Source organism: Xanthomonas sp. NCPPB 1754, from assembly GCF_041475725.2.
GTDB lineage: Bacteria > Pseudomonadota > Gammaproteobacteria > Xanthomonadales > Xanthomonadaceae > Xanthomonas > Xanthomonas euvesicatoria.
Genome location: NZ_CM192982.1, coordinates 2,158,113 through 2,180,645, shown reverse-complemented (window position 1 = coordinate 2,180,645; position 22,533 = coordinate 2,158,113). Strand labels below are relative to the sequence as shown.

The window sequence follows — 22,533 nt, the reverse complement described above, 5'->3', positions numbered from 1 at the left end:
AAGTTGGCAGATCGGTCTGGACACACCGTACGTACACACTAAATCGCTCAGAATGGGCACCTACCTAAAGCCTTCGATGCCATAGGAGTGATGCATGAGCGATTCCTTTTCCACTCGCACCTCACTTGAGGTCCACGGCAAGCGCTACGCGTACTACAGCCTGCCGAAGCTGGGCGAACGCTTCGATATCGGCCACCTGCCCTATTCGATGAAGATCCTGCTGGAGAACCTGCTACGCCATGAAGACGGCGGCGTGACCGTCGGCAAGGACCACATCGAAGCGGTTGCCAAGTGGGACCCCGCCGCCGAGCCCGATATCGAAATCGCCTTCATGCCGGCGCGCGTGGTACTGCAGGACTTCACCGGCGTGCCCTGCGTGGTGGACCTGGCCGCCATGCGCGATGCGGTGGTCAAGCTCGGCGGCAATGCCGACCAGATCAACCCGCAGATTCCCTCCGAACTGGTGATCGACCACTCCGTGCAGGTCGATGTATTCGGCAAGCCGGACGCGCTCGACCTCAACGGCAAGATCGAATTCCAGCGCAACCAGGAACGCTACGGCTTCCTGCGCTGGGGCCAGAAGGCGTTCGAGAACTTCAAGGTGGTGCCGCCCAACACCGGCATCGTGCACCAGGTGAACCTGGAAAACCTGGCGCGCGTGGTGATGAGCGCCGAGAAGGACGGCACGCTGGTCGCCTACCCCGACACCGTGTTCGGTACCGACAGCCACACCACCATGATCAACGGCATCGGCGTGCTGGGCTGGGGCGTGGGCGGCATCGAGGCGGAAGCGGCCATGCTGGGGCAGCCGTCGTCGATGCTGATCCCGCAGGTCGTGGGCTTCAAGCTCACCGGCAAGTTGCCCGAGGGCGCCACTGCCACCGACCTGGTGCTGACGGTCACCCAGATGCTGCGCAAGCTCGGGGTGGTGGGCAAGTTCGTCGAGTTCTATGGTGACGGCCTGCAGCACCTGCCGCTGGCCGACCGCGCCACCATCGGCAACATGGCGCCCGAATACGGCGCCACCTGCGGCATCTTCCCGGTCGATGAGGAGTCGCTGACCTACCTGCGCCTGTCCGGCCGTAGCGAGGAGCAGATTGCATTGGTCGAGGCCTATGCCAAGGCGCAGGGCCTGTGGCACGACGCCACTACCCCGCCCGCCCGGTACAGCGCCACGCTGGAACTGGACATGGGCCAGGTCAAGCCGTCGCTGGCCGGCCCCAAGCGCCCGCAGGACCGCGTGCTGCTGGAAGACATGCAGTCCAACTACCGCGAAAGCCTCAAGCCGTTCGCCGACGCGCGCAGCAAGAAGCTGGCCGATCTCAAGCAGGAAGACCGCCTCAAGAACGAAGGTGGCGGCGGCACCGCCGTCGGTGCGAAGGCGTCGCAGGCAGAAAGCGCCGGCGCCAGCGGTGCGGGTTGGCAGCTGCGCGATGGCTCGGTGGTCATCGCCGCGATCACCTCCTGCACCAACACCTCCAACCCCGCGGTGATGCTGGGCGCCGGCCTGCTCGCGCGTAACGCGGCGGCCAAGGGCCTGAAGGCGCAGCCGTGGGTCAAGACCTCGCTCGGGCCAGGTTCGCGCGTGGTCACCGACTATCTTGAAAAGGCCGGCGTGCTCACCGACCTGGAAAAGCTTGGCTTCTACGTGGTGGGCTACGGCTGCACCACCTGCATCGGCAACTCCGGCCCGCTGCCGGAAGACGTGTCTGCGGCCATTGCCAAGGACGATCTGGTGGTGACCTCGGTGCTGTCGGGCAACCGCAACTTCGAAGGCCGCGTACACCCCGAGGTCAAGATGAATTATCTGGCCTCGCCGCCGCTGGTGGTGGCCTATGCCATCGCCGGCACCACCGACATCGACCTCACCACCGAGCCGCTGGGCACCGGCAGCGATGGGCAGCCGGTGTATCTGCGCGACATCTGGCCGAGCAACAAGGAAATCGGCGACACCATCGCCGCCACCGTCGGCCCGGAGATGTTCAAGCAGAACTATGCCGACGTGTTCAAGGGCGACACGCGCTGGAACACCATCGCCTCGCCCGATGGCGCGCTCTACGCGTGGGACGAAGCCTCGACCTACATCAAGAACCCACCCTACTTCGACGGCATGACCATGCAGGTGGGCAACGTGGACGACGTGCACGGCGCACGCATCATGGGCCTGTTCGGCGATTCGATCACCACCGACCACATTTCGCCGGCCGGCAACATCAAGAAGGATTCGCCGGCAGGCCGCTTCCTGCAGGAACGCGGCGTGCAGCCGGCCGACTTCAACAGCTACGGCAGCCGCCGCGGCAACGACGATGTGATGGTACGCGGCACCTTCGCCAACATCCGCATCAAGAACCTGATGTTCGGCGGCGAAGAAGGCGGCAACACGCTGTATTACCCAGCCGGCGGCGGCCAGCCGGAAAAGCTGGCCATCTACGATGCCGCAATGAAGTACAAGGCCGACGGCGTGCCGCTGGTGGTGCTGGCCGGAAAGGAATACGGCACCGGCTCCTCGCGCGACTGGGCCGCCAAGGGCACCAACCTGCTCGGAGTCAAGGCCGTGATCGCCGAAAGCTTCGAGCGTATCCACCGCTCCAATCTGGTGGGCATGGGCGTGCTGCCCTTGCAGTTCCTGGAAAACGAAAATGCACAGACGCTCGGCCTGGATGGCTCGGAAGTGCTGGACATCACCGGCTTGCAGGATGGCGCCAGCCGTCGTGCCACCGTCAATGCGAAAAAGTCCGACGGCAGCGTCAAGCAGTTCCAGGTCAAGGTGCTGCTGCTGACACCCAAGGAAGTGGAGTACTTCAAGCACGGCGGCTTGCTGCAGTATGTGCTGCGGCAGCTGGCGGCACGCAAGGCAGCCTGACCACAGCGCGCATTGCGCTGCAACGATGCAACGCACTCCCGCCGCTCGGCGGGAGTGGCGTTTCCGGCCTCTCAAAAAAAACGGCGATCACGCGGTGGTGAGCAAAGGACGCGTGCATCCCGACGTCGAACTGAATTCCCTCCCCCGCCGTTGGTGGTGACCGATACCATCGCCGGCACACGGACATCGATCTCACCACCGAGATATTTGGCGCAGAAGAAGGCGGCAACAGGCTGCATTGCCCAGCCAACGGCAGCCAGCCGGAGGGCCACCTTCCACCTTGTCGCAACGCAACGGCGTCACCGGGCGATGCGCGCTTCGGCCAGATGCCTCACGCCCCCCATCCATGCCCTGGCGCCATGCGTCCGGCCGCACCAAGCGGCAGCCGCGCTCCACTGCATCTGCGCGGTCAACGCGCCGCCGGCACCCATTGCGCGTGGTACAGCTGCCAGTCGCTGCCCTGCAATCGCCAGCCGGTGGTGACCTGATAGGTCTGCGCCTGATCGGGCACCCAGCGCCCGTTGCCGCCGGTCAACAGCGCGGTGAAGCGCACCGTGGCGGTATCACCGCGCAGTGCCACATCGACCGGCCCCATGGTCACGCCGAGCTGTTGATTGCCCAGCATCTGCACTTGCATCAAGCGCCGTAACCCGGCGGCGTCCAGCCCATGTTCGCCAACAAAATCCTCGGCCACCGGCGCCATCGCATCGCCGATCTCGCGCGCCTCGATCGCCTGATGCATCTGCTCCAGCGTGGCGCGCAGACGTTGTTCCGGCGCAGCACGCGTGCACCCGAGCAAGACCAGCATGCAAAACCCCATCCACGCCAGGCGCCACGACACTTGAATGCTGCTCTGCATCACGCTTCGCCTTTTCCATCCATGACGGTATGCTGCCAGCTGTTGTAACGCCGTGGAACACACTGCGGCGCGTCGAGAACACCCTGGAGGGGGGCAGATGAATCAGGCACGTCCTTGGTTGCAAAGTTATCCGGCCGGCGTTGCCGCCGAAATCGATCTTGAGCAGTTCCGCACGGTGGCCGAGGTGTTTGCCACCTCCGTGAAACGCTTCGCCGACCGGCCTGCGTACCATAGCTTCGGCAAGACCATCACCTACCGCGAGGCGGACCAGCTGGTCGAGCAATTCGCCGCCTACCTGCTTGGCGAGCTGCAGTTGAAGAAAGGCGACCGCGTCGCCTTGATGATGCCCAACTGCCTGCAATACCCCATCGCGACCTTCGGCGTGCTGCGTGCCGGCCTGACCGTGGTCAACGTCAATCCGCTGTACACCCCGCGCGAACTCAAGCATCAGTTGATCGACTCCGGCGCCAGCGTGCTGGTGGTCATCGACAACTTCGGCACCACCGTGCAGCAGGTCATCGCCGACACGCCGGTCAGGCAAGTCATCACCACCGGCCTGGGCGACATGCTGGGCTTCCCGAAGGCGGCACTGCTCAACTTCGTGGTCAAGTACGTCAAGAAGCTGGTGCCCGATTACCGCATCAAAGGCGCGATTCGCTTCCGCGAGGCGCTGGCGCTGGGTCGCAAGCACCGCGTGCCGACGCTGCAGATCGAACCCGACGACATCGCTTTCCTGCAGTACACCGGCGGCACCACCGGCGTGGCCAAGGGCGCAATGCTGACCCACCGCAATCTGGTCGCCAACATGCAGCAGGCGCACCAGTGGCTGGCGGGTACCGGCAAGCTGGAAGAAGGCCACGAAGTGGTGATCACCGCGCTGCCGCTGTACCACATCTTCGCATTGACCGCGAACGGCCTGGTCTTCATGAAGATCGGCGGCTGCAACCACCTGATCAGCAACCCGCGCGACATGCCAGGCTTCGTCAAGGAGCTGAAAAAGACCCGCTTCACCGCGTTCACCGGCGTCAACACGCTGTTCAACGGGCTGCTCAATACGCCCGGATTCGATCAGGTGGATTTTTCCTCGCTCAAGATGACCCTTGGCGGCGGCATGGCCGTCCAGCGTTCGGTCGCCGAGCGCTGGAAGAAAGTCACCGGCCTGACCCTGGTCGAAGCCTACGGCCTGACCGAAACCTCGCCGGCCGCGTGCATCAACCCGATGGACCTGAAGGACTACAACGGTTCGATCGGCCTGCCGATTCCGTCCACCGATGCCTGCATCAAGGACGACGCCGGCGCGGAACTGCTCCTGGGCGAGATCGGCGAGCTGTGCATCAGGGGCCCGCAGGTCATGAAGGGCTACTGGAAGAAACCCGATGAAACCGCCAAGGTCATGGATGCCCAAGGCTGGCTGCATACCGGCGACATCGCGCGCATGGACGCACAGGGCTTCGTCTACATCGTCGATCGCAAGAAGGACATGATCCTGGTGTCCGGCTTCAACGTGTACCCCAACGAGATCGAGGACGTGATCGCCGAAATGCCCGGCGTGCTGGAAGTGGCCGCCGTGGGCGTGCCGGATGACAAGTCCGGTGAGATCGTCAAGGCGGTCATCGTGAAGAAGGACCCGGCCCTGACGGCCGACGATGTGAAGGCGCATTGCCGCGCCAACCTCACCGGCTACAAGCAGCCGCGGGTGATCGAATTCCGCAAGGAGTTGCCCAAGACCAACGTGGGCAAGATCCTGCGCCGCGAATTACGGGACGCGCCGAAGACGTAATACCGCTTATACCGCAGCCCGGAGGCGTTCAGCCTTCTTTGACGCCCGCATTGCCGCAAGGCCTTGCGGGCGTTCGCTTTTGCACGCATAGAATCCGATGTCGGCGCACGCTCACGCGTTCAACCTCATCTCCGTCCGAAAGGCTGCCGGCCGGACGGTCATCACGGAGAACCACCATGTCTGCAGTTCAACCCTTCATTCGCACCAACATCGGCTCGACCCTACGCATCATCGAAGAACCGCAGCGTGACGTGTACTGGATCCATATGCATGCCGACCTGGCCACAAACCCGGGGCGTGCCTGCTTTTCGACGCGCCTGGTCGACGACATTACCGGCTATCAGACCAACCTTGGTCAACGCCTGAACAACGCCGGCGTGCTGGCTCCGCACGTGGTGCTGGCATCGGACAGCGATGTGTTCAACCTGGGCGGCGATCTGGCGCTGTTCTGTCAACTCATTCGCGAAGGCGACCGTGCTCGACTGCTTGATTACGCCCAACGCTGTGTACGCGGTGTGCACGCGTTCCATGTCGGCCTGGGCGCACGCGCGCACAGCATCGCCCTGGTGCAGGGCAATGCCCTCGGCGGCGGATTCGAAGCGGCGTTGAGCTGCCACACCATCGTCGCCGAGGAAGGGGTGATGATGGGATTGCCCGAAGTGCTGTTCGACCTGTTCCCGGGGATGGGCGCCTACTCTTTCATGTGCCAGCGTGTCAGTGCGCAACTGGCGCAAAAAATCATGCTCGAAGGCAATCTGTATTCCGCCGAGGAGTTGCTCGGCATGGGCCTGGTCGATCGCGTCGTGCCGCGCGGTCAGGGCGTGGCGGCGGTCGAACAAGTGATCCGCGAAAGCAAGCGCACGCCGCATGCCTGGGCGGCAATGCAGCAAGTGCGCGAAATGACCACGGCGGTGCCGCTGCAGGAAATGATGCGCATCACCGAAATCTGGGTCGATACGGCGATGCAGTTGGGCGAAAAGTCATTGCGCACCATGGACCGTCTGGTTCGCGCGCAATCGCGCCGCTCAGGGCTTGACGCCGGCTGATGCGTCGGCGGGCTATTCACTACTCCGGGGGGAGCGCTCGTCGTCGTTGGCTCTTTGTACGCGCGCGGCGAGTGCATCCTTTCCGGTCTGCAATTGGTCGCGCAACGCCGACAGCCGCTGTCGCCATTCGGCCTGCAGCTGCCAATCGGCCATGCGCATCAGCTCACCGCCACTGCCGGCCAGTTGGGCCAGCCCCAGATTGCTGGCAACGCCGCGCAATGCGTGGGCGCTTTCGCGCAATTGCTCCCAATCCGAGCGCGTGCCATCGCGCTCGATCGCGCCCACGCAGTTGTGCGCATCATCCAGACACTGCCGGACGAACTGACGTTCGAATTCTTCGCCCATGCCCAACGCCGCCAGTTCGTCCAGCACGCTGGCATCGAGCACGCCTTCGAAACTGGTCGATGCCTGCACCACCGTCGCCGGCGTCGCCAGCGCACGGGTGCTGACGGCGAGTTCGGCCAGCGTATCGAGCAGCTTGGCAGCCACCACGGGCTTGGCCAGGAACGCGCGTGCGCCAGCTTGTTCGCAGGCGCGGATCGCTTCTGGCGTGACGTCGGCACTGAGCACCACCACCGGGGTGTAGCGCATGCCGCTGGCCTGCATCACGCGCAACTGCTTGAGCATGTCCAGGCCGCTCATGCCCGGCATATGCAGATCCACGATCACCGCATCGAAATCCTCCTCGGCCATCGCGTCCAGCACCTGCTCGGCGCCGTTGACGCACGCCACCTTATGCCCTGCCTTCTCCAGCAATCGCTGCAACACCATGCGATTGGCTTCATGGTCGTCGGCCACCAGCATGCGCATGCTGCGCACGCGCGCGCGGTGACGCAGGAACGGGTTGGAAAAGGCGATGACGTTGGAGGCTTCCAGCTCGTCGGGAGTCTCCAGCAACGCCCCGACCGGCGAGCGAGCCGGCGCCGCCGTCTCCAATACGCCGATCTCCAGCGGTAGCTCGAACCAGAACACGCTGCCGCCGGATGGATTGGGCGCAAAGCCAATCGCGCCGCCCATGGCCTCAACCAGGCCCTTGGCGATCGTGGTCCCCAGGCCGGTACCTTCATAGCGGCGCGACAAACCCACGTCCGCCTGCTCGAACGCCTCGAACAGGCGCGGACGCATGTCCATCGGCACGCCGATGCCGCTGTCTTCGACATCGAAACGCAGCCGCATCGTGTCGGCACCATTGCCAGAGACCCGCGCGACCCGCAGCAGCACATGCCCGTGCTCGGTGAACTTGACCGCATTACCCAACAGGTTGAGCAACACCTGGCGCAGATGGCCGGTGTCGCCCTTGAGCAGGTCCGGTACGTCGGTGGCAACCTCGGTAGCGTAATCCAGTCCGCGTGTCTTGGCCTGCGGCTGCAGGATCATGTTGACCGAGCCGATCATCTCGCGCAGCGAGAAATCGCGGCGATCGATGCGGATCTTGCCCGCCTCGATCGCAGAAATATCGAGCACTTCTTCCACCAGCGACAGCAGGCTGCGCGCCGAGGCCTGGATGGTATTCAGGCATTCCTTCTGCTCTGCATCCAGACGCGTGGTGGCCAGCACTTCGGTCATACCCGACAACCCATTCAACGGGGTGCGGAATTCGTGACTCATATTGGCCAGGAAACGGCTCTTGGCCTGGTTGGCATGCCGCGCCTCGCGTACCGCGCGCGTCATCGCACGCAACAACGAGTCGAAGTACAGCGGCACGGCGATCAAGCCCAGCAACAACCCCCAGCTCAGATAGGGATTGGCCTTCCAGTAAGGCGAAATCAGGATCGCGCTGAGAAAACTCAGGCTGGCCATCGCCGTGGCGGCACGCAGATAGGGACTGCCGTAGCGCAAGCCATTGCCGATGGTCACCCACATGCAGACCGCATACAGCGGCGAAGCCGGTTCGCCCTGGATTGCCATGATTGCGCCGGTGCAGGTGTAGTCGAGCACCATGCCGATCAGGCGACGCGTGTGCGACACGTGCGGCCGCAGCAGGATCGCCACCATCAGCCCCAGCGACACCACCAGCTCGCCGACCAGGATCAACCAGGTGGCCATCAGCGTATCGCCATGGGTGTGGTGGTAGCGCCACCCCAGGTAAGAAATGAACAGCGTGGTGATGATGATGCGGATCAGGTTCTGCGCGTGTTCCGAATCCGCCCGCCCCGAAAGACGCCGCTTCAACCATGGCAATGGAGACTTCATAGACGCCTCAGACCTGCGGTCGCTTCGATGGGGATGAAAGTGGGCCGCGCGGTCCTGCAGCATCGGCGCCATGGGCATACGCGGCGATACGCGCAGCGGCATCGGCACTGTCCTGCATCAGCCGCAACAACGACAGAGGAATGACCACCAGCGCCGCCAACAGGGCGATCCCGAGCTCGATCCGCTGTTGCCAATATGGGCTATTGGCAAGCGTCGCGCCAAAACTGAGCACGGCCATGGCCACCGCCGTGTGCAGTGCATGCCTGCCAAAGCGCAAGCCATTGCCGATCGTGACCCACATCACCACCACGTACAGGCAGGCCATCGGAGCGGCGAACCAGGTCATCGCCAGACTGAGCAGGCCATAGTCCGCCAGCATGCCGAGCGTCCGGCGCAGGTGCGAGGGCCGCGGCTTCGCAACGATCCACGCAAACAGCAGCAATGCCCCACCGTGCCCGATCGCGACCAGGCACAGCAATCGCTGCAGATGGCCATCGCTCAGTTGCCAATGCGGGGCGCAGATCAGCGTGTAGGCCAGGATCAGCCAGAGCATCACGATGCGCACCACCGCCTGACCGTGCTCGCTGTCGGGGCGCCGTGCGAGTCGCCGACGCAGCTGGGCAAGCGCCGCCCTCACCTCACACCCCGGGTCGCGCCGATGCGGTGGAGAACTCGCCACAGATCTGCTCCAACTGCGCGCGGCCGCGCAACAAGGCATCCACGCAGCGCGGGTCGAACAGGCGGCCACGTTGGGCATACAGATAGGCCAGCGCGGCGTCCATGGTCCAGGCCTCCTTGTACGGGCGCGGCGACAGCAAGGCGTCGAACACATCCGCCACTGCGACGATGCGCGCTTCCAGCGGAATCGCCTCACCGACCAGGCCATCCGGATAACCGGTGCCGTCATAACGTTCGTGGTGACGCAGCGCAATCAACGCGCCGACCTGGATGAAACGGTTCTGGCTGCCGCTGAGCAGCTCGTAGCCGATGCGCGGATGGCGCCGCATCACGCTCATTTCGTCATCGGTAAGCTTGCCGGGCTTGAGCAGCACCGAATCGGGAATGGCGATCTTGCCCATGTCGTGCAGCGGTGCGGCCATCTCGATGATGCGCACCTCCTCTTCCGACAGCCCCAGTTGCTCGGCGATCAGGCCGGCCACGTGCGACATGCGCTCCAGGAACGCGCTGGTGCCCGAATCGCGATACTCGATCGCGCGCGCAAGCCGCGACAGGGTTTCGCGCTCGCGCTCTTCGACCTCGTTCATGCTTGCCAGCAGGCGCTGCTCCAGCGACAACGCGCGTTGCTTGACGCTTTCGCTCTGCTGGCGCAGCTGCAGCAGGTTGGAGCAGCGCGCCCGCAACTCGCGCGGACGGATCGGCTTGACCAGGAAGTCGATCACGCCCGCTTCCAGCGCCGCCTGACGAATCGGCTCATCGCCCACGATGGTGATCAGGATGATCGGAATATCACGATGGCTGGGCAGCCGGCGCAGCCGACGCGCGAATTCCAGACCGTCCATGCCCGGCATGCGGTAGTCCAGCAGCAACAAGTCCACGCGCCCGGCTTCGCACCAGGCCAGGGCGTCGAGCGGATCGCCGAAGTCGTAGACCTTGAGCTCCGGCGCAATGTCCTCGATGACATGGCGCAGCATCGTTCGCGCGGACATCTGGTCATCGACAATGACGATGTTCAATCCCAGATCCGCCTTTTCCGCCCAGCTTCCCCATGTATCCGTCGACAATGCGCCGCCCGGACCCCCTAAAACATCCTGCATAGCCGTTGCTCCTCTATCTCGAGAACGGAAAAGCGATGACGCCGGCCCCTGTGCCGACTCCCCCGAACGATACGCTGTTCGAGGCTCCGCCCTAGCATATGCAGTATCTGTGCCGTCGGCACACCGCCGGCACAAAAAAATCAGGCTTCCGGACGCATATACGGGAACAGCAGGACATCGCGGATCGAGGTGCTGCCGGTCAGCAGCATCACCAGACGGTCGATCCCGATGCCCAGGCCGCCGGTCGGCGCCATGCCGTACTCCAACGCACGGATGTAATCGGCATCGAAATGCATCGCTTCGTCGTCGCCACCGTCCTTGGCCTGCACCTGCGCCTGGAAACGTGCGGCCTGGTCTTCGGGGTCATTGAGCTCGGAGAAGCCGTTAGCCAGCTCCTTGCCGTTGATGAACAGCTCGAAGCGGTCGGTGTACCCCGGCTCAGTGTCGCTGGAACGCGCCAGCGGCGACACTTCGACCGGGTGGTCGGTGATGAAGGTCGGCTGCACCAGGGTGTGCTCGACGGTGGCTTCGAAGATCTCCAGCAGCAGCTTGCCCCAGCCGTAGGACGGCTTGACCCGGATCTTCAGCCGCTCGCAATGGCGCAGCAGCGCCTCCCGGTCGGTGCAGTCGGCGGCGCTGATCTCCGGATTGTGGTGGCGAACGGCCTCATCCATGCGCCAGCGCCGGAAAGCCGGCGCCAGATCGATATCGGCGCCATCCCAGCTCACCTGGGCGGTCCCCAGCACCGTCTGTGCGGTGTCTCGGATCACCTGCTCGGTCAGGTCCATGATCTGGTGGTACGTGGCATAGGCCTCGTAGAGCTCGAGCATGGTGAACTCGGGGTTGTGCCGGGTCGACACGCCTTCGTTGCGGAAGTTGCGGTTGATCTCGTAGACACGCTCCAGCCCACCGACCACCAGACGCTTGAGATACAGCTCGGGGGCAACGCGCAGGTACAGATCCAGGTCCAGCGCATTGTGGTGGGTGGTGAACGGCTTGGCCGCGGCGCCGCCGGGGATGTAATGCATCATCGGCGTTTCCACTTCCAGGAAGCGGCGCGCGTCCAGCCAGGCGCGCATGGCGCGGATGATCTTGGAGCGCTTGATGAAGACCTCGCGCGCTTCGGGCGTCACGATCAGGTCGACATACCGCTGGCGGTAACGCTGCTCCACGTCCGACAGGCCATGCCACTTGTCCGGCAACGGGCGCAGCGACTTGGTCAGCAGGCGCAGCGCGCCGGCCTTGACCGACAGTTCGCCGGTCTTGGTGCGGGTGAGCCCACCCTCCACCGCCACGATGTCGCCCACATCCCAGCCCTTGAACGCGGTATAGGCATCGCCGAGCACATTGCCCTGCAGGAACAGCTGCACACGCCCGGATTCGTCCTGGATCTGCGCAAAGCTGGCCTTGCCCATCACCCGCTTGGCCATCAGGCGGCCAGCCATCCTGACCGTGCGCCCGCTGGCTTCCAGCGCTTCAGGGGTCCAGGTGTCGGCGTCGGCGAATTCTGCCTGCAGGTCGCCGGCGAAGTGTTCGCGCACGAAGTCGTTCGGGTAGGCGATGCCCTGCCCGCGCAACGCGCCCAGTTTCGCGCGACGCTCGGCGATGAGGCTGTTCTCGTCGGCGGGGATCTGCGGCGCGGGGGTCTGCTCGGTCATGGCGGGGATCGGTCTGCTTGGGTCGGGCGGGTGCCCGGGGGAATGAGGAACCGGCGGTGCCGGCACGCTTATTTACAACGATGACGTGACGAAGGCACGCGGTCACCGGGTTACCCGAAAGCCGCATCGCATTCGCAACGCTGCGTCACAGGCACTGCAGCGATGTGCCAGGATGCCGTCGCAACGGCGACCTGGCGCGGCGGTCAGGCGTCCAGGCGTTTGGAACCTGCTGCCAGACCGGCCTTCAGGCTGGCCTCGACGAATTCGTCCAGGTCACCGTCGAGCACCTTCTGCGTATCGCTGCGTTCGATGCCGGTGCGCAGGTCCTTGATGCGGCTCTGGTCGAGCACGTAATTGCGGATCTGGCTGCCCCAGCCGATGTCGGACTTGGTCGCTTCCAAGGCGTCCTTCTCGGCGTTGCGCTTCTGCACTTCCAGTTCGTACAACTTGGCGGCCAGCATCTTCATCGCGTTGTCGCGGTTCTGGTGCTGGCTGCGACCGGTCTGGCAAGCGACCACGGTATTGGTCGGGATGTGGGTGATACGCACCGCCGATTCGGTCTTGTTGACGTGCTGACCACCGGCACCGGAGGAGCGATACACGTCGGTACGCAGGTCGGCCGGGTTGATGTCGATCTCGATGTTGTCGTCCACTTCCGGCGACACGAACACCGAGGTGAAGCTGGTGTGCCGGCGGTTGTCCGAGTCGAACGGCGATTTGCGCACCAGCCGATGCACGCCGATCTCGGTCTTCAACCAGCCGTAGGCGTATTCGCCCTCGATGCGCACGGTGGCCGACTTGATGCCCGCCACTTCGCCACCGGAGACTTCCATCAGCTCGGTTTTCCAGCCGCGCGATTCGGCCCAGCGCAGATACATGCGCAGCAGGATTTCGGCCCAGTCCTGCGCCTCGGTGCCGCCGGCGCCAGCCTGGATGTCGACGAACGCGTTGGCGCTGTCCATCTGGCCGGAGAACATGCGCTGGAATTCCAGCTTTTCGACATGCGCCTGGTAGTTGTCCAGATCGGCGATCACCGCCAACGCAGTGTCTTCGTCCTGTTCGCTCTCGGCCAGCTCCAGCAGGTCGCCCGCATCGGCCAGGCCCGACAGCACATCGGCAATGCCGATCACGGTCTTTTCCAGCATCGACCGCTCGCGGCCCAGGGCCTGCGCGCGTTCGGCGTCGTTCCACACATCCGGGCTTTCGAGCTCCCGGCTGACTTCCTCTAGACGCTCTTTCTTGGCGTCGTAGTCAAAGATACCCCCTGAGCGAGAGCACGCGATCGTTGAGATCGGTGATGCGCTGGCGGATCGGATTGGTTTCGATCATGACGGACTTCCGGCAAACAAGCGGGATAGTTTAGCAAGCGGGCGGCGACGGCGGAACGCGGTGGAACCGTGGCCGCGCGCGCTGCAACACCCGCCACACCCCAGGCGCCTGGCTGCCACGCGCGAACGCAGGTTCCGTCGATGGCCACCGTCGCGCGTCGGTGTCGCAGCAGCTGCGACCTGGCGGCGCCTGGGCCAGGGACGAAGTTGGGACCAGACGCTGGTCACCCCGGGCGCGCAGCAGGGGTTAGACCACCAGTGCGTCAGGTCTCGGAGCAGCAGCGCCCTGCCCGGCATGGGTCCGCAGACCTGCCAGGTGACTGCGACTGCACGGCAGCACGCTGGCATCGCGCAGATGGACGCGCGCGTCGCCGGAATCGGACGGCTCGATCGCCTGCACCTGCCCCAGATTGACCAGATAGCTGCGGTGGATGCGCACGAACACGGCCGGGTCCAGCTTCGCCTCGATTGCCGCCATGGTGCTGCGCAACGGGTAATCGTGACCGCGCACATGCAGGTTGACGTAGTTGCCCGAGGCCTGGATCCACTCGATATCGGCGGTCGCGACCAGGAAATCGCGTCCCAGCTTGCGCACCAGAAAACGCTCCGGGCGATCCAGCGGCTCCACTGGCGGGCCTTCGTCAGGTGCGGCGAGCAGGTGCGCCTCGCCCTGACGCCGCCGTGCGTACCAGGCCAGTGTGTGCTGCACCGCCACCAGCAGCGCAAAGGTGCGCAGGTCCTTGGACAGCTCGTAGACCCACTGCAGCCAGCCGCCGAAATCGTAGTGTGCGCCGGCCAGGGCATAGACCAGCATGCGCAGCACCACCATGCCGGCGACATGCAGCAGCCACCAGCCCAATGCAGCCATCACATACGCCGGCAGGCGTCGCACCCAGACATCGGCATGCAACGGCCAGCGTGCGCACAGCCACACCACCGCCGGCAACAGCAGCAGCGCTGCGGTGGCGCTGCTCAGCTCCCAGCTCAGCACCTGCCACACCACGATGGGCTGGCCATCGCGGCGCGCGGCAAGCCAGGCGGTCCAGACGTTGCCCAGCGCGCTCAGATAGAACACCAGCGACCAGATCACCACCGCCCAGCGTGTGGCAGCGCGGCTGGCGCTGTCGTGGAGGATTGGCGGGCGCGTCCCGGTCGATTGCATTGCACACGTCCGCTGTTGGCAGCTGCCGATCATAGAGGCCTGCGCGGCAAGGCGAAACCGCCATCCCTGCCATCCCGATTCGTCCCCGGGTGGGCACGACTGGTCACTGTGGGCCCGGCTTTCCACCCCTGACACCACTGCTGGAGCGGGGCCGCGGGCAGGATGCATCCACTTCTTCACCAGCTACCGACCATGACCGAGCGCCGCCACGATATCGACGCCTTGCGCGTTTTCGCCTTCGCCCTGCTGATCCTCTACCACGTGGGCATGGCCTATGTGTCCGACTGGGGGTTCCACCTCAAGAGCGTGCACACGGCTGAGTGGCTGCAGTGGCCGATGATCGTGCTCAACCGGTGGCGCATGCCGTTGTTGTTCATGATCTCCGGCATTGCGATCGGGTTGTCGCAGCCGCAAGCCGCGCCGTGGCGCTTCGCGTTGCGTCGTTGCGGGCGGTTGCTGCCGCCCTTGCTGTTCGGCATGTTCGTGGTGGTGGCGGTGCAGGCCTACTGCCAGGGCGTGAGCAACGGCAAGGTCGCCACCGGCTTCGGCAGCTTCCTGCTGCGCTACTGGCAGGTGCGCCCATGGCCGGCCGGCAGTTTCGATGGCTGGGAACACGGCATTACCTGGAATCACTTGTGGTACCTGGCCTACCTGCTGCCCTACACGGTGGCCCTGATGGCGCTGGTGTCGCTGGCCAGGCTGGTGCGGCTGCCGGCCTTACCGCCGCTTCCCGCCGCAGTGGTGGTGCCCGCCCTGCTGGTGTTGCCGATCCTGTGGGAGGCGTTCTGCGTGATGTGGGTGATGCCGCGCCATCCGCCAACCCATGCGCTGGTCGGCGACTGGTTCGTGCATGCCGAATCGTTCCCACTGTTCCTCTTGGGCTATCTGTTGGCACGCAGCGAACGCTTCTGGCAGCTGGCCGTGCAACTGCGCTGGCTCACCCTGGTCACTGCGGTGCTGGCCATTACCACAGAGTTGGGCATTCGTTGTCTGGGCATGCACGTGCAGCCCGCGCAGCTGCCGCCGGCATTGGCCGCGCTGCCATGGGAAGGCCTGGAACGCGCCGCACGCGCGGCCTATACCTGGCTGGCGCTGCTGACCCTGCTGGGCTGGGCCAAGCAGCGTTTGAACCGGCCGTTCCGCTGGCTGCCTTATTGCACCGAAGCGGTGTTTCCCTGGTACATCCTGCATCAGAGCCTGATCATCGTGACGCTGTACTGGTTGATGCCGTTGCAGTTGAACGCCTGGCTGGAACCGGCGCTGGTGATCGCCGCCACGGTGATCGGCTTTCTGGCGCTGCATGAGTACGTGATCCGGCGGGTGCGTTGGTTGCGGCCGTTGTTCGGCTTGCGTGGGCGCACGCAGGCTGCGCCGCGCCAGCTTGGTGTTACGGCAGTCGCGTCGTAACACTCTCGCCAATCGCACGTTCGAGACGACGCCAAGCGACTGTCACAAACCTGGGCGGCGATCAGATCGCAGATCAGCCAGTGACGGTCACCGGCTCGCAATGCTCCACGATCAACTGCACCGCCGTGCCGCCGCGGTAGTCGTCGGCGACCAACCGATACGCCAGCCGCACCAAGCGCGCGGGGTCGCTGCCGCGCCAGCCGTTGAAGTGGATGGCATTGAGCGGCTCGGCGCGTCCGGGGCACCGCAGGGTCAACTTGAGGTGGCGGTCCTTGAGTACGCGGTGCTGCAGCACCTCGAACTGACCATCGAACAGCGGTTCTGGAAAGCCCTGCCCCCACGGACCGGCCACGCGCAGCGCTTCGGCATGCAGGTAATCGAGTTCGTGCGCGGCCAGTTCGCCGTCGCTGTGCAATTGGGCATGCAGCAGCGAGGCATCCACCATCGCCGTCACCTGCGCCAGGAAGGCCTGCTCGAACGTGGCCAATACCGCATGGTCGATACTCAACCCGGCCGCCATCGCATGGCCACCGAACTTCTGGATCAGCCCGGGATGCCGCGCGTCCACCGCCGCCAGCACATCGCGGATATGCAGGCCGGGAATCGAACGCGCCGAGCCACGCAACTGGCTGCTGCCCGGCTCGGCCGGTGCCAGCGCGATCACCGGGCGGTGCAGGCGGTCCTTGAGTTTGGAGGCCACCAGACCGATCACGCCCGGGTGCCAGTCGGCATCGAACAGGCACGCAGCCATCGGCAATGCACCATCGCCATCCAGCACCACCTTGGTGACGGCGTGCTCGGCATCGTCGGTCATCAACTGCTGCACCGCGCGGCGCTCGGCGTTGATCTCTTCCAGCGTGCCGGCGATCTCGCGGGCCTGGCTCCAGTCTTCACTGAGCAACAGTTCGATGCCCAGCGCCATGTCCTCGAGCCGACCGGCGGCATTGAGGCGCGGCCCGAGCGCAAACCCGATATCGCTGGCGCTCAGCCGCGCCACATCGCGGCCGCTGGCATCGATCAAGGCCCGCAACCCGATGCAGCCCTTGCCCTCACGCAGGCGACGCAATCCGGCCGACACCAGCGCACGGTTATTGGTGTCCAGCGGTACCAGATCGGCAACGGTACCGACTGCGACCAGATCCAGCAGCACCGACAAATCCGGCTCGGGGCGCCCGGCGAAGGCGCCGCGTTTGCGCAACACGCTGCGCAATGCGAGCAACACATAGAAGATCACCCCGACCCCGGCCAGGGTCTTGCTGGGGAAGGTGTCTTCGGCCAGGTTCGGGTCGACGATCGCATCGGCCGGCGGCAGCATCTCGCCCGGCAGGTGGTGGTCGGTGACCAGCACCGTCCAGCCGCGCGCCTTGGCTGCGGCCACGCCGGCGTGACAGGCGATGCCGTGATCGACGGTGACCAGCACATCCGGCTGCAACGCCGCCAGTTCGTCGACCAACGCAGGCGACAGGCCATAGCCGTGCACCATGCGATTGGGCACGGCGTGGTGCACATCCAGCGCACCGAGCATGCGCAGGCCGCGCACACCGACGGCGCAGGCGGTGGCGCCATCGCAGTCGAAATCGCCCACCACCAGAATGCGCCGTTGCTGCGCGATCGCATCGGCCAGTAGCTCGGCGGCCACGCCGCTGTTGTGCAGCAATTCCGGCGACAACAACTGGCCCAGTCGCGGCTGCGCGCCTTGCGCATCGGTGACGCCACGCGCTGCATAGATGCGACGCAGCAGCGGCAACATGGTATCGGGCCAGCTGCCGGCCTGCCCGGAGGGGCGCCGGACGATCCGCGGAGGCGACGTCATTGCGCCAGCTGCACCCGCGGCTTGCGCCAGAAACGCCAGCGCTGCGCATGCGTGAGCGCTACGCTTTCGCCGTCCTGGAAGTCCAGCACCAGCCGATCCAGTTCGCCGCGCGCCATCGCCGCCAGCAGCGGCGCCACCGCATCGTCGCTGAACTGCTGCAGCGAACGCAGATGACGCAGATCCACCAGCGCATCGACGCGTTGTTCGCCCTGCGCATCGGCACCTGCCGCCAGCGCCAGCGCGCGCAGCAGCGATTCGCGACTGCGCACCTGGCGATGCGGCGAACTCACCGCGTGCGGCAGGACGCCGCCACCCCAGAACCACAGCGAATTGATGGCCGGCTTGCCGCTGGCGACGCGACCTTCATTCCAGGGATGTTGATGCAGCAGCACCTGCGCTTCGGTCAGCAGGGCCCGCCAGCGGCGCCCGCTGTCGCCGGCCGGCAGGTGCTCGAACAAGTCGTCGCCAATGGCGACATCCGGCGGTGCGAAGTCCGGCAACTTCGCATCCGGCGACAGGCGCAGATACCAACGCGAGGGCGTGGGCGCATCCAGCAGAAAGCCAGCATCGCCGAACATCGGCTTGAGGATGGGCAAGAGCACCGCCAGATCGTCGGCGGTGGGGCCGAGCGCCTCGCCGTAGCCCATCAGCCGCGCACCCTGCATGTCCGGCACCACATAGGCCGGATCCGCGCGCACCCAGGTGGCGCCGGCGGCATCGCCGGCATCCAGCTGGCGCGTCAACGCCGCCACTGGCCAGTGCGCCGGGGTCAGGCTGAAATGGCGCTGCAATTGCGCCACTTCGCCGGCATCGGCGCTGTGTCCGTCGGCGCGCGCAAGCGCACGCGCCACTGCCGTGTCGCCCAGGGTTCCGGGCAGACGGCGTTTTTCCGGCAGCAGCAGCGTGGCGGTGGTCATCGCGCAGTGATGCCGGTCAGTCCAGGTAGGCGACGCTGACGACTTCGTACTCGCGCTGGCCGGCCGGCGCATCGATGGTCACCGAATCGCCTTCCAGCTTGCCGATCAGCGCGCGCGCCAGCGGCGAGGAGATCGCGATCAGGCCCATCTTGATGTCCGCCTCCAGATCACCAACGATCTGGTAGCGCTTCTCTTCGTCGGTTTCGGTATCGGCCAGCGTCACCGTGGCGCCAAACACGATTTTGGTGCCGGCCGACAACTTGGTGATATCGATGATTTCGGCATGCGAAAGCTCGCTTTCTAGCTGCTTGATGCGGCCTTCGATGAAGCTCTGCTGCTCGCGCGCGGCGTGGTATTCGGCATTTTCCTTCAGGTCGCCGTGCGCACGCGCTTCGGCGATCGCATTGATCACCTCCGGGCGCTTGACCGACTTCAAATGCTCCAGCTCTTCGCGCAGGCGCTGCGCGCCCTTCGATGTCATGGGTGCTCTCATGCTTCCAGCTCCTTGTGCAGTTCCTGCAGCGACCACACAGGGCCGGTGCCGCGGAATTCCAGCGATTGCACCAGCGCCTTGGCGCCGGCGACAGTGGTCGAATAGGTCACGCGATGCTGCAGCGCTTCGCGGCGGATCGAGAACGAATCCGAAATGGCGGCGCGACCTTCGGTGGTGTTGACGATGTAGACGATCTCGCCGTTCTTGATCGAATCGACGATGTGCGGGCGGCCTTCGGCCACCTTGTTGACGATTTCGCAGCTCAGCCCGTTCTGCTGCAGCCACGCACCGGTACCGCGCGTGGCCACCAGCGTGAAGCCACGCTCCACCAGCGCCTGCGCCACCGGCAGCACGCGCTGCTTGTCCGGGTCGCGCACCGAGACGAAGGCCTTGCCGACCGGCGGCGCCTTGATGCCACCGGCTTCCTGCGCGCGTGCGAACGCGGCGCTGAAGCTGCGGCCCACGCCCATCACCTCGCCGGTGGAGCGCATCTCCGGCCCGAGGATCGGGTCCACACCCTGGAACTTGGCGAACGGGAAGATCGCTTCCTTCACCGAGTAATAGTCCGGCACGATTTCCTTGGTGGCGCCCTGCTCGGCCAGCGTCTTGCCGGCCATGCAACGTGCAGCGATCTTGGCCAGCGGCATGCCGATCGCCTTGGACACGAACGGCACCGTGCGCGAGGCACGCGGGTTCACTTCCAGCAGGTACACGATGTCGTCGCCCGCTTCGTTGACCTGCACCGCGAACTGGGTGTTCATCAGGCCGACCACGTTCAAGCCTTCGGCCAGCATCACCACCTGGCGACGCAGCTCGGCCTGGGTCTGCGGCGAGAGTGAATATGGCGGCAGCGAGCACGACGAATCGCCCGAATGCACGCCGGCCTCCTCGATGTGTTCCATCACCCCGCCGATCAGCACGTTGCCGTCCTTGTCGGCAATGATGTCCACGTCCACTTCCACCGCATTGTCCAGGAAGCGGTCCAGAAGCACCGGCGAATCGTTGGAGACCTTGACCGCATCGCGCACGTAGCGCGCCAGGTCGGACTCGCCGTAGACGATTTCCATCGCACGGCCGCCCAGCACGTAGCTCGGGCGCACCACCAGCGGGTAGCCGATTTCGCGTGCCAGCACCAAGGCTTCTTCGGCATTGCGGGCGATGCGGTTCGGCGGCTGCTTCAGGCCGAGCTTGTCGACCAACTGCTGGAAACGCTCGCGGTCTTCGGCCAGGTCGATCGAGTCCGGCGAGGTGCCGATCACCGGCACGCCGTTGGCTTCCAGCGCACGCGCCAGCTTCAGCGGAGTCTGGCCGCCGTACTGCACGATCACGCCCTTGGGTTTTTCCAGCTCGACGATTTCCAGCACGTCTTCCAGCGTCAGCGGCTCGAAGTACAGGCGGTCGGAGGTGTCGTAATCGGTGGAGACAGTTTCCGGATTGCAGTTGACCATGATGGTTTCGAAACCATCATCGCGCAGCGCCAGTGCCGCGTGCACGCAGCAGTAATCGAACTCGATGCCCTGGCCGATGCGGTTGGGGCCACCGCCCAGGATCATGATCTTGTCGCGATCGGTCGGCAGCGCCTCGCATTCGTCCTCGTAGGTCGAGTACAGATAGGCTGTGCTGGTGCCGAATTCGGCAGCGCACGAATCCACGCGCTTGTAGACCGGCCGCACCTTCAGCGCGCGGCGCAACGTGCGCACCGATTCTTCGTTGCTGCCGATCAGCTGCGCCATGCGCGCATCGGAGAACCCGGCACGCTTGAGCATGCGCAGGCGCGGTGCATCCAGCGCCGCCATGCCGTCGTCGGCCAGCTGCTGTTCGTGGCTGATGATTTCTTCGATCTGGTCCAGGAACCAGGGGTCGATGAACGACAGCGCATACACATCGGCCACCGTCATGCCGGCACGGAAGGCATCGGCGACGTAGAACAAACGCTCCGGGCCCGGTGCCTTGAGCTCGCGCTTGAGCGTGGCGATGTCGTCTTCGCTGCTCAGGTCCAGGCCGGTCGGATCCAGGCCGATCTTGCCGGTTTCCAGGCCACGCAGCGCTTTCTGCAGCGATTCCTGGAAGGTGCGGCCCATCGCCATCACCTCGCCCACCGACTTCATCTGCGTGGTCAGGCGCGCATCGGCCTGCGGGAATTTTTCGAACGCAAAGCGCGGAATCTTGGTGACCACGTAGTCGATCGACGGCTCGAACGAGGCCGGGGTCAGACCACCAGTGATCTCGTTCTTCAATTCGTCCAGCGTGTAGCCCACTGCCAGCTTGGCGGCGACCTTGGCGATCGGAAAACCAGTGGCCTTGGAGGCCAGCGCCGAGGAACGCGACACACGCGGGTTCATTTCGATGACGACCACGCGGCCGGTGGTCGGGCTGATGCCGAACTGCACGTTCGAGCCGCCGGTATCCACGCCGATCTTGCGCAGCACCGCGATCGAGGCATCGCGCAGGCGCTGGTATTCCTTGTCGGTGAGCGTCTGCGCCGGCGCCACGGTGATCGAGTCGCCGGTGTGCACGCCCATCGGGTCGAGGTTTTCGATGGCGCACACGATGATGCAGTTGTCGGCGGTGTCGCGCACCACTTCCATCTCGAATTCTTTCCAACCCAGCACCGATTCTTCCACCAGCACTTCGGTGGTCGGCGACAGTTCCAGGCCGCGGCCAACGATCTCGATCAGCTCTTCGCGGTTGTAGGCGATGCCGCCGCCGCTACCGCCCAGGGTGAAGCTGGGGCGGATGATGGTCGGGTAACCGACGCGGGTCTGGATCTCCAGCGCTTCTTCCAGCGTGTGGGCAACCGCCGCCGTCGGGCAATCCAGCCCGATCTCGCCCATCGCCACGCGGAACAGCTCGCGGTCTTCGGCCATGCGGATCGCTTCGCGCTTGGCGCCGATCAGCTCGACGTTGTACTTCTCCAGCACGCCGTGGTCGGCCAGGTCCAGCGCGCAGTTCAGCGCGGTCTGCCCGCCCATGGTCGGCAGCAGGGCATCGGGCTTTTCCTTGGCGATGATCTTTTCGACCGTCTGCCAGTTGATCGGCTCGATGTACACGGCGTCTGCCATGTTCGGGTCGGTCATGATGGTGGCCGGATTGCTGTTGACCAGCACCACGCGGTAACCCTCGTCGCGCAGCGCCTTGCACGCCTGCGCGCCGGAGTAGTCGAACTCGCAGGCCTGGCCGATGACGATCGGGCCGGCGCCGATGATGAGGATGGTTTTAAGGTCGGTGCGCTTTGGCAT

General features: G+C 65.1%; 15 protein-coding genes and 1 pseudogene. 5 read left to right on the top strand and 11 right to left on the bottom strand.

Features of this window, described 5'->3' with window-relative positions:
• Positions 1 to 94: 94 nt before the first annotated feature.
• Both acnA and ACCQ15_RS09660 read left to right on the top strand, forming a co-directional pair.
• Entirely contained in the window at positions 95 to 2,863 is a 2,769-nt protein-coding gene (gene acnA / locus ACCQ15_RS09665) for an aconitate hydratase AcnA (protein ID WP_011347219.1), read from the top strand.
• 134 nt (positions 2,864 to 2,997) lie between these two features.
• Positions 2,998 to 3,235 (top strand): annotated as a pseudogene (locus ACCQ15_RS09660) (hypothetical protein); the annotation flags it as partial.
• A 37-nt stretch (positions 3,236 to 3,272) separates the two neighbouring features.
• Here ACCQ15_RS09660 and ACCQ15_RS09655 read toward each other — a convergent pair.
• The gene (locus tag ACCQ15_RS09655; protein WP_031422452.1) at positions 3,273 to 3,722 is read right to left on the bottom strand and encodes a hypothetical protein; all 450 of its coding nucleotides are present in this window, start codon (positions 3,720 to 3,722) and stop codon (positions 3,273 to 3,275) included.
• Positions 3,723 to 3,819: 97 nt separating this feature from the next.
• Between ACCQ15_RS09655 and rpfB the strand changes: the two genes are divergently transcribed.
• Positions 3,820 to 5,502: a fatty acyl-CoA ligase RpfB gene (gene rpfB, locus ACCQ15_RS09650; protein WP_071118597.1), complete on the top strand. Its 1,683-nt coding sequence runs from the start codon at positions 3,820 to 3,822 to the stop codon at positions 5,500 to 5,502.
• 176 nt (positions 5,503 to 5,678) lie between these two features.
• On the top strand, positions 5,679 to 6,548 hold the full coding sequence (gene rpfF, locus ACCQ15_RS09645) for a diffusible signal factor synthase RpfF (protein WP_008571490.1): 870 nt from the start codon (positions 5,679 to 5,681) through the stop codon (positions 6,546 to 6,548).
• 12 nt (positions 6,549 to 6,560) lie between these two features.
• On the opposite strand, the gene rpfC is transcribed toward rpfF, so the two are convergent.
• The 6 genes from rpfC to ACCQ15_RS09615 all read right to left on the bottom strand — a co-directional run bounded on the left by rpfC (position 6,561) and on the right by ACCQ15_RS09615 (position 14,697).
• Positions 6,561 to 8,741 carry a sensor histidine kinase RpfC gene (gene rpfC / locus ACCQ15_RS09640; protein WP_372165822.1) on the bottom strand — a complete coding sequence of 727 codons (2,181 nt, stop codon included), beginning with the start codon at positions 8,739 to 8,741 and terminating at the stop codon, positions 6,561 to 6,563.
• A gap of 7 nt (positions 8,742 to 8,748) precedes the next feature.
• Positions 8,749 to 9,378: a hypothetical protein gene (locus tag ACCQ15_RS09635; RefSeq protein ID WP_014090068.1), complete on the bottom strand. Its 630-nt coding sequence runs from the start codon at positions 9,376 to 9,378 to the stop codon at positions 8,749 to 8,751.
• A 1-nt stretch (position 9,379) separates the two neighbouring features.
• A complete protein-coding gene (rpfG, locus tag ACCQ15_RS09630) occupies positions 9,380 to 10,516 on the bottom strand; it encodes a cyclic di-GMP phosphodiesterase response regulator RpfG (protein ID WP_007963604.1) in 1,137 nt (378 codons plus the stop codon).
• Between the two features lie 140 nt (positions 10,517 to 10,656).
• The gene (gene lysS / locus ACCQ15_RS09625; protein ID WP_029819299.1) at positions 10,657 to 12,174 is read right to left on the bottom strand and encodes a lysine--tRNA ligase; all 1,518 of its coding nucleotides are present in this window, start codon (positions 12,172 to 12,174) and stop codon (positions 10,657 to 10,659) included.
• Positions 12,175 to 12,377: 203 nt separating this feature from the next.
• A protein-coding gene (gene prfB / locus ACCQ15_RS09620) for a peptide chain release factor 2 (protein ID WP_104613799.1) occupies positions 12,378 to 13,503 on the bottom strand; the annotation gives its coding sequence in 2 pieces (ribosomal slippage) (positions 12,378 to 13,427 and positions 13,429 to 13,503; 1,125 coding nt in all).
• 246 nt (positions 13,504 to 13,749) lie between these two features.
• Positions 13,750 to 14,697, bottom strand: coding sequence for a LytTR family DNA-binding domain-containing protein (locus ACCQ15_RS09615; RefSeq protein WP_033478479.1), 948 nt, complete (start codon positions 14,695 to 14,697; stop codon positions 13,750 to 13,752).
• Positions 14,698 to 14,856: 159 nt separating this feature from the next.
• On the opposite strand from ACCQ15_RS09615, the gene ACCQ15_RS09610 reads away from it, so the two are divergent.
• The gene (locus tag ACCQ15_RS09610) at positions 14,857 to 16,071 is read left to right on the top strand and encodes an acyltransferase family protein (protein WP_372381451.1); all 1,215 of its coding nucleotides are present in this window, start codon (positions 14,857 to 14,859) and stop codon (positions 16,069 to 16,071) included.
• Positions 16,072 to 16,144: 73 nt separating this feature from the next.
• Here ACCQ15_RS09610 and recJ read toward each other — a convergent pair whose 3' ends face one another.
• The 4 genes from recJ to carB are packed head-to-tail and all read right to left on the bottom strand — an operon-like array spanning position 16,145 to position 22,533.
• A complete protein-coding gene (gene recJ, locus ACCQ15_RS09605) occupies positions 16,145 to 17,884 on the bottom strand; it encodes a single-stranded-DNA-specific exonuclease RecJ (protein WP_372381450.1) in 1,740 nt (579 codons plus the stop codon).
• On the bottom strand, positions 17,881 to 18,801 hold the full coding sequence (locus ACCQ15_RS09600) for a hypothetical protein (RefSeq protein WP_008571480.1): 921 nt from the start codon (positions 18,799 to 18,801) through the stop codon (positions 17,881 to 17,883). The genes recJ and ACCQ15_RS09600 overlap by 4 nt, the downstream gene beginning before the upstream one ends.
• A gap of 16 nt (positions 18,802 to 18,817) precedes the next feature.
• Positions 18,818 to 19,282: a transcription elongation factor GreA gene (gene greA, locus ACCQ15_RS09595; protein ID WP_003486289.1), complete on the bottom strand. Its 465-nt coding sequence runs from the start codon at positions 19,280 to 19,282 to the stop codon at positions 18,818 to 18,820.
• Positions 19,283 to 19,290: 8 nt separating this feature from the next.
• Positions 19,291 to 22,533 (bottom strand): carbamoyl-phosphate synthase large subunit, encoded by a 3,243-nt coding sequence (carB, locus tag ACCQ15_RS09590; protein WP_029819293.1) that lies wholly within the window; start codon positions 22,531 to 22,533, stop codon positions 19,291 to 19,293.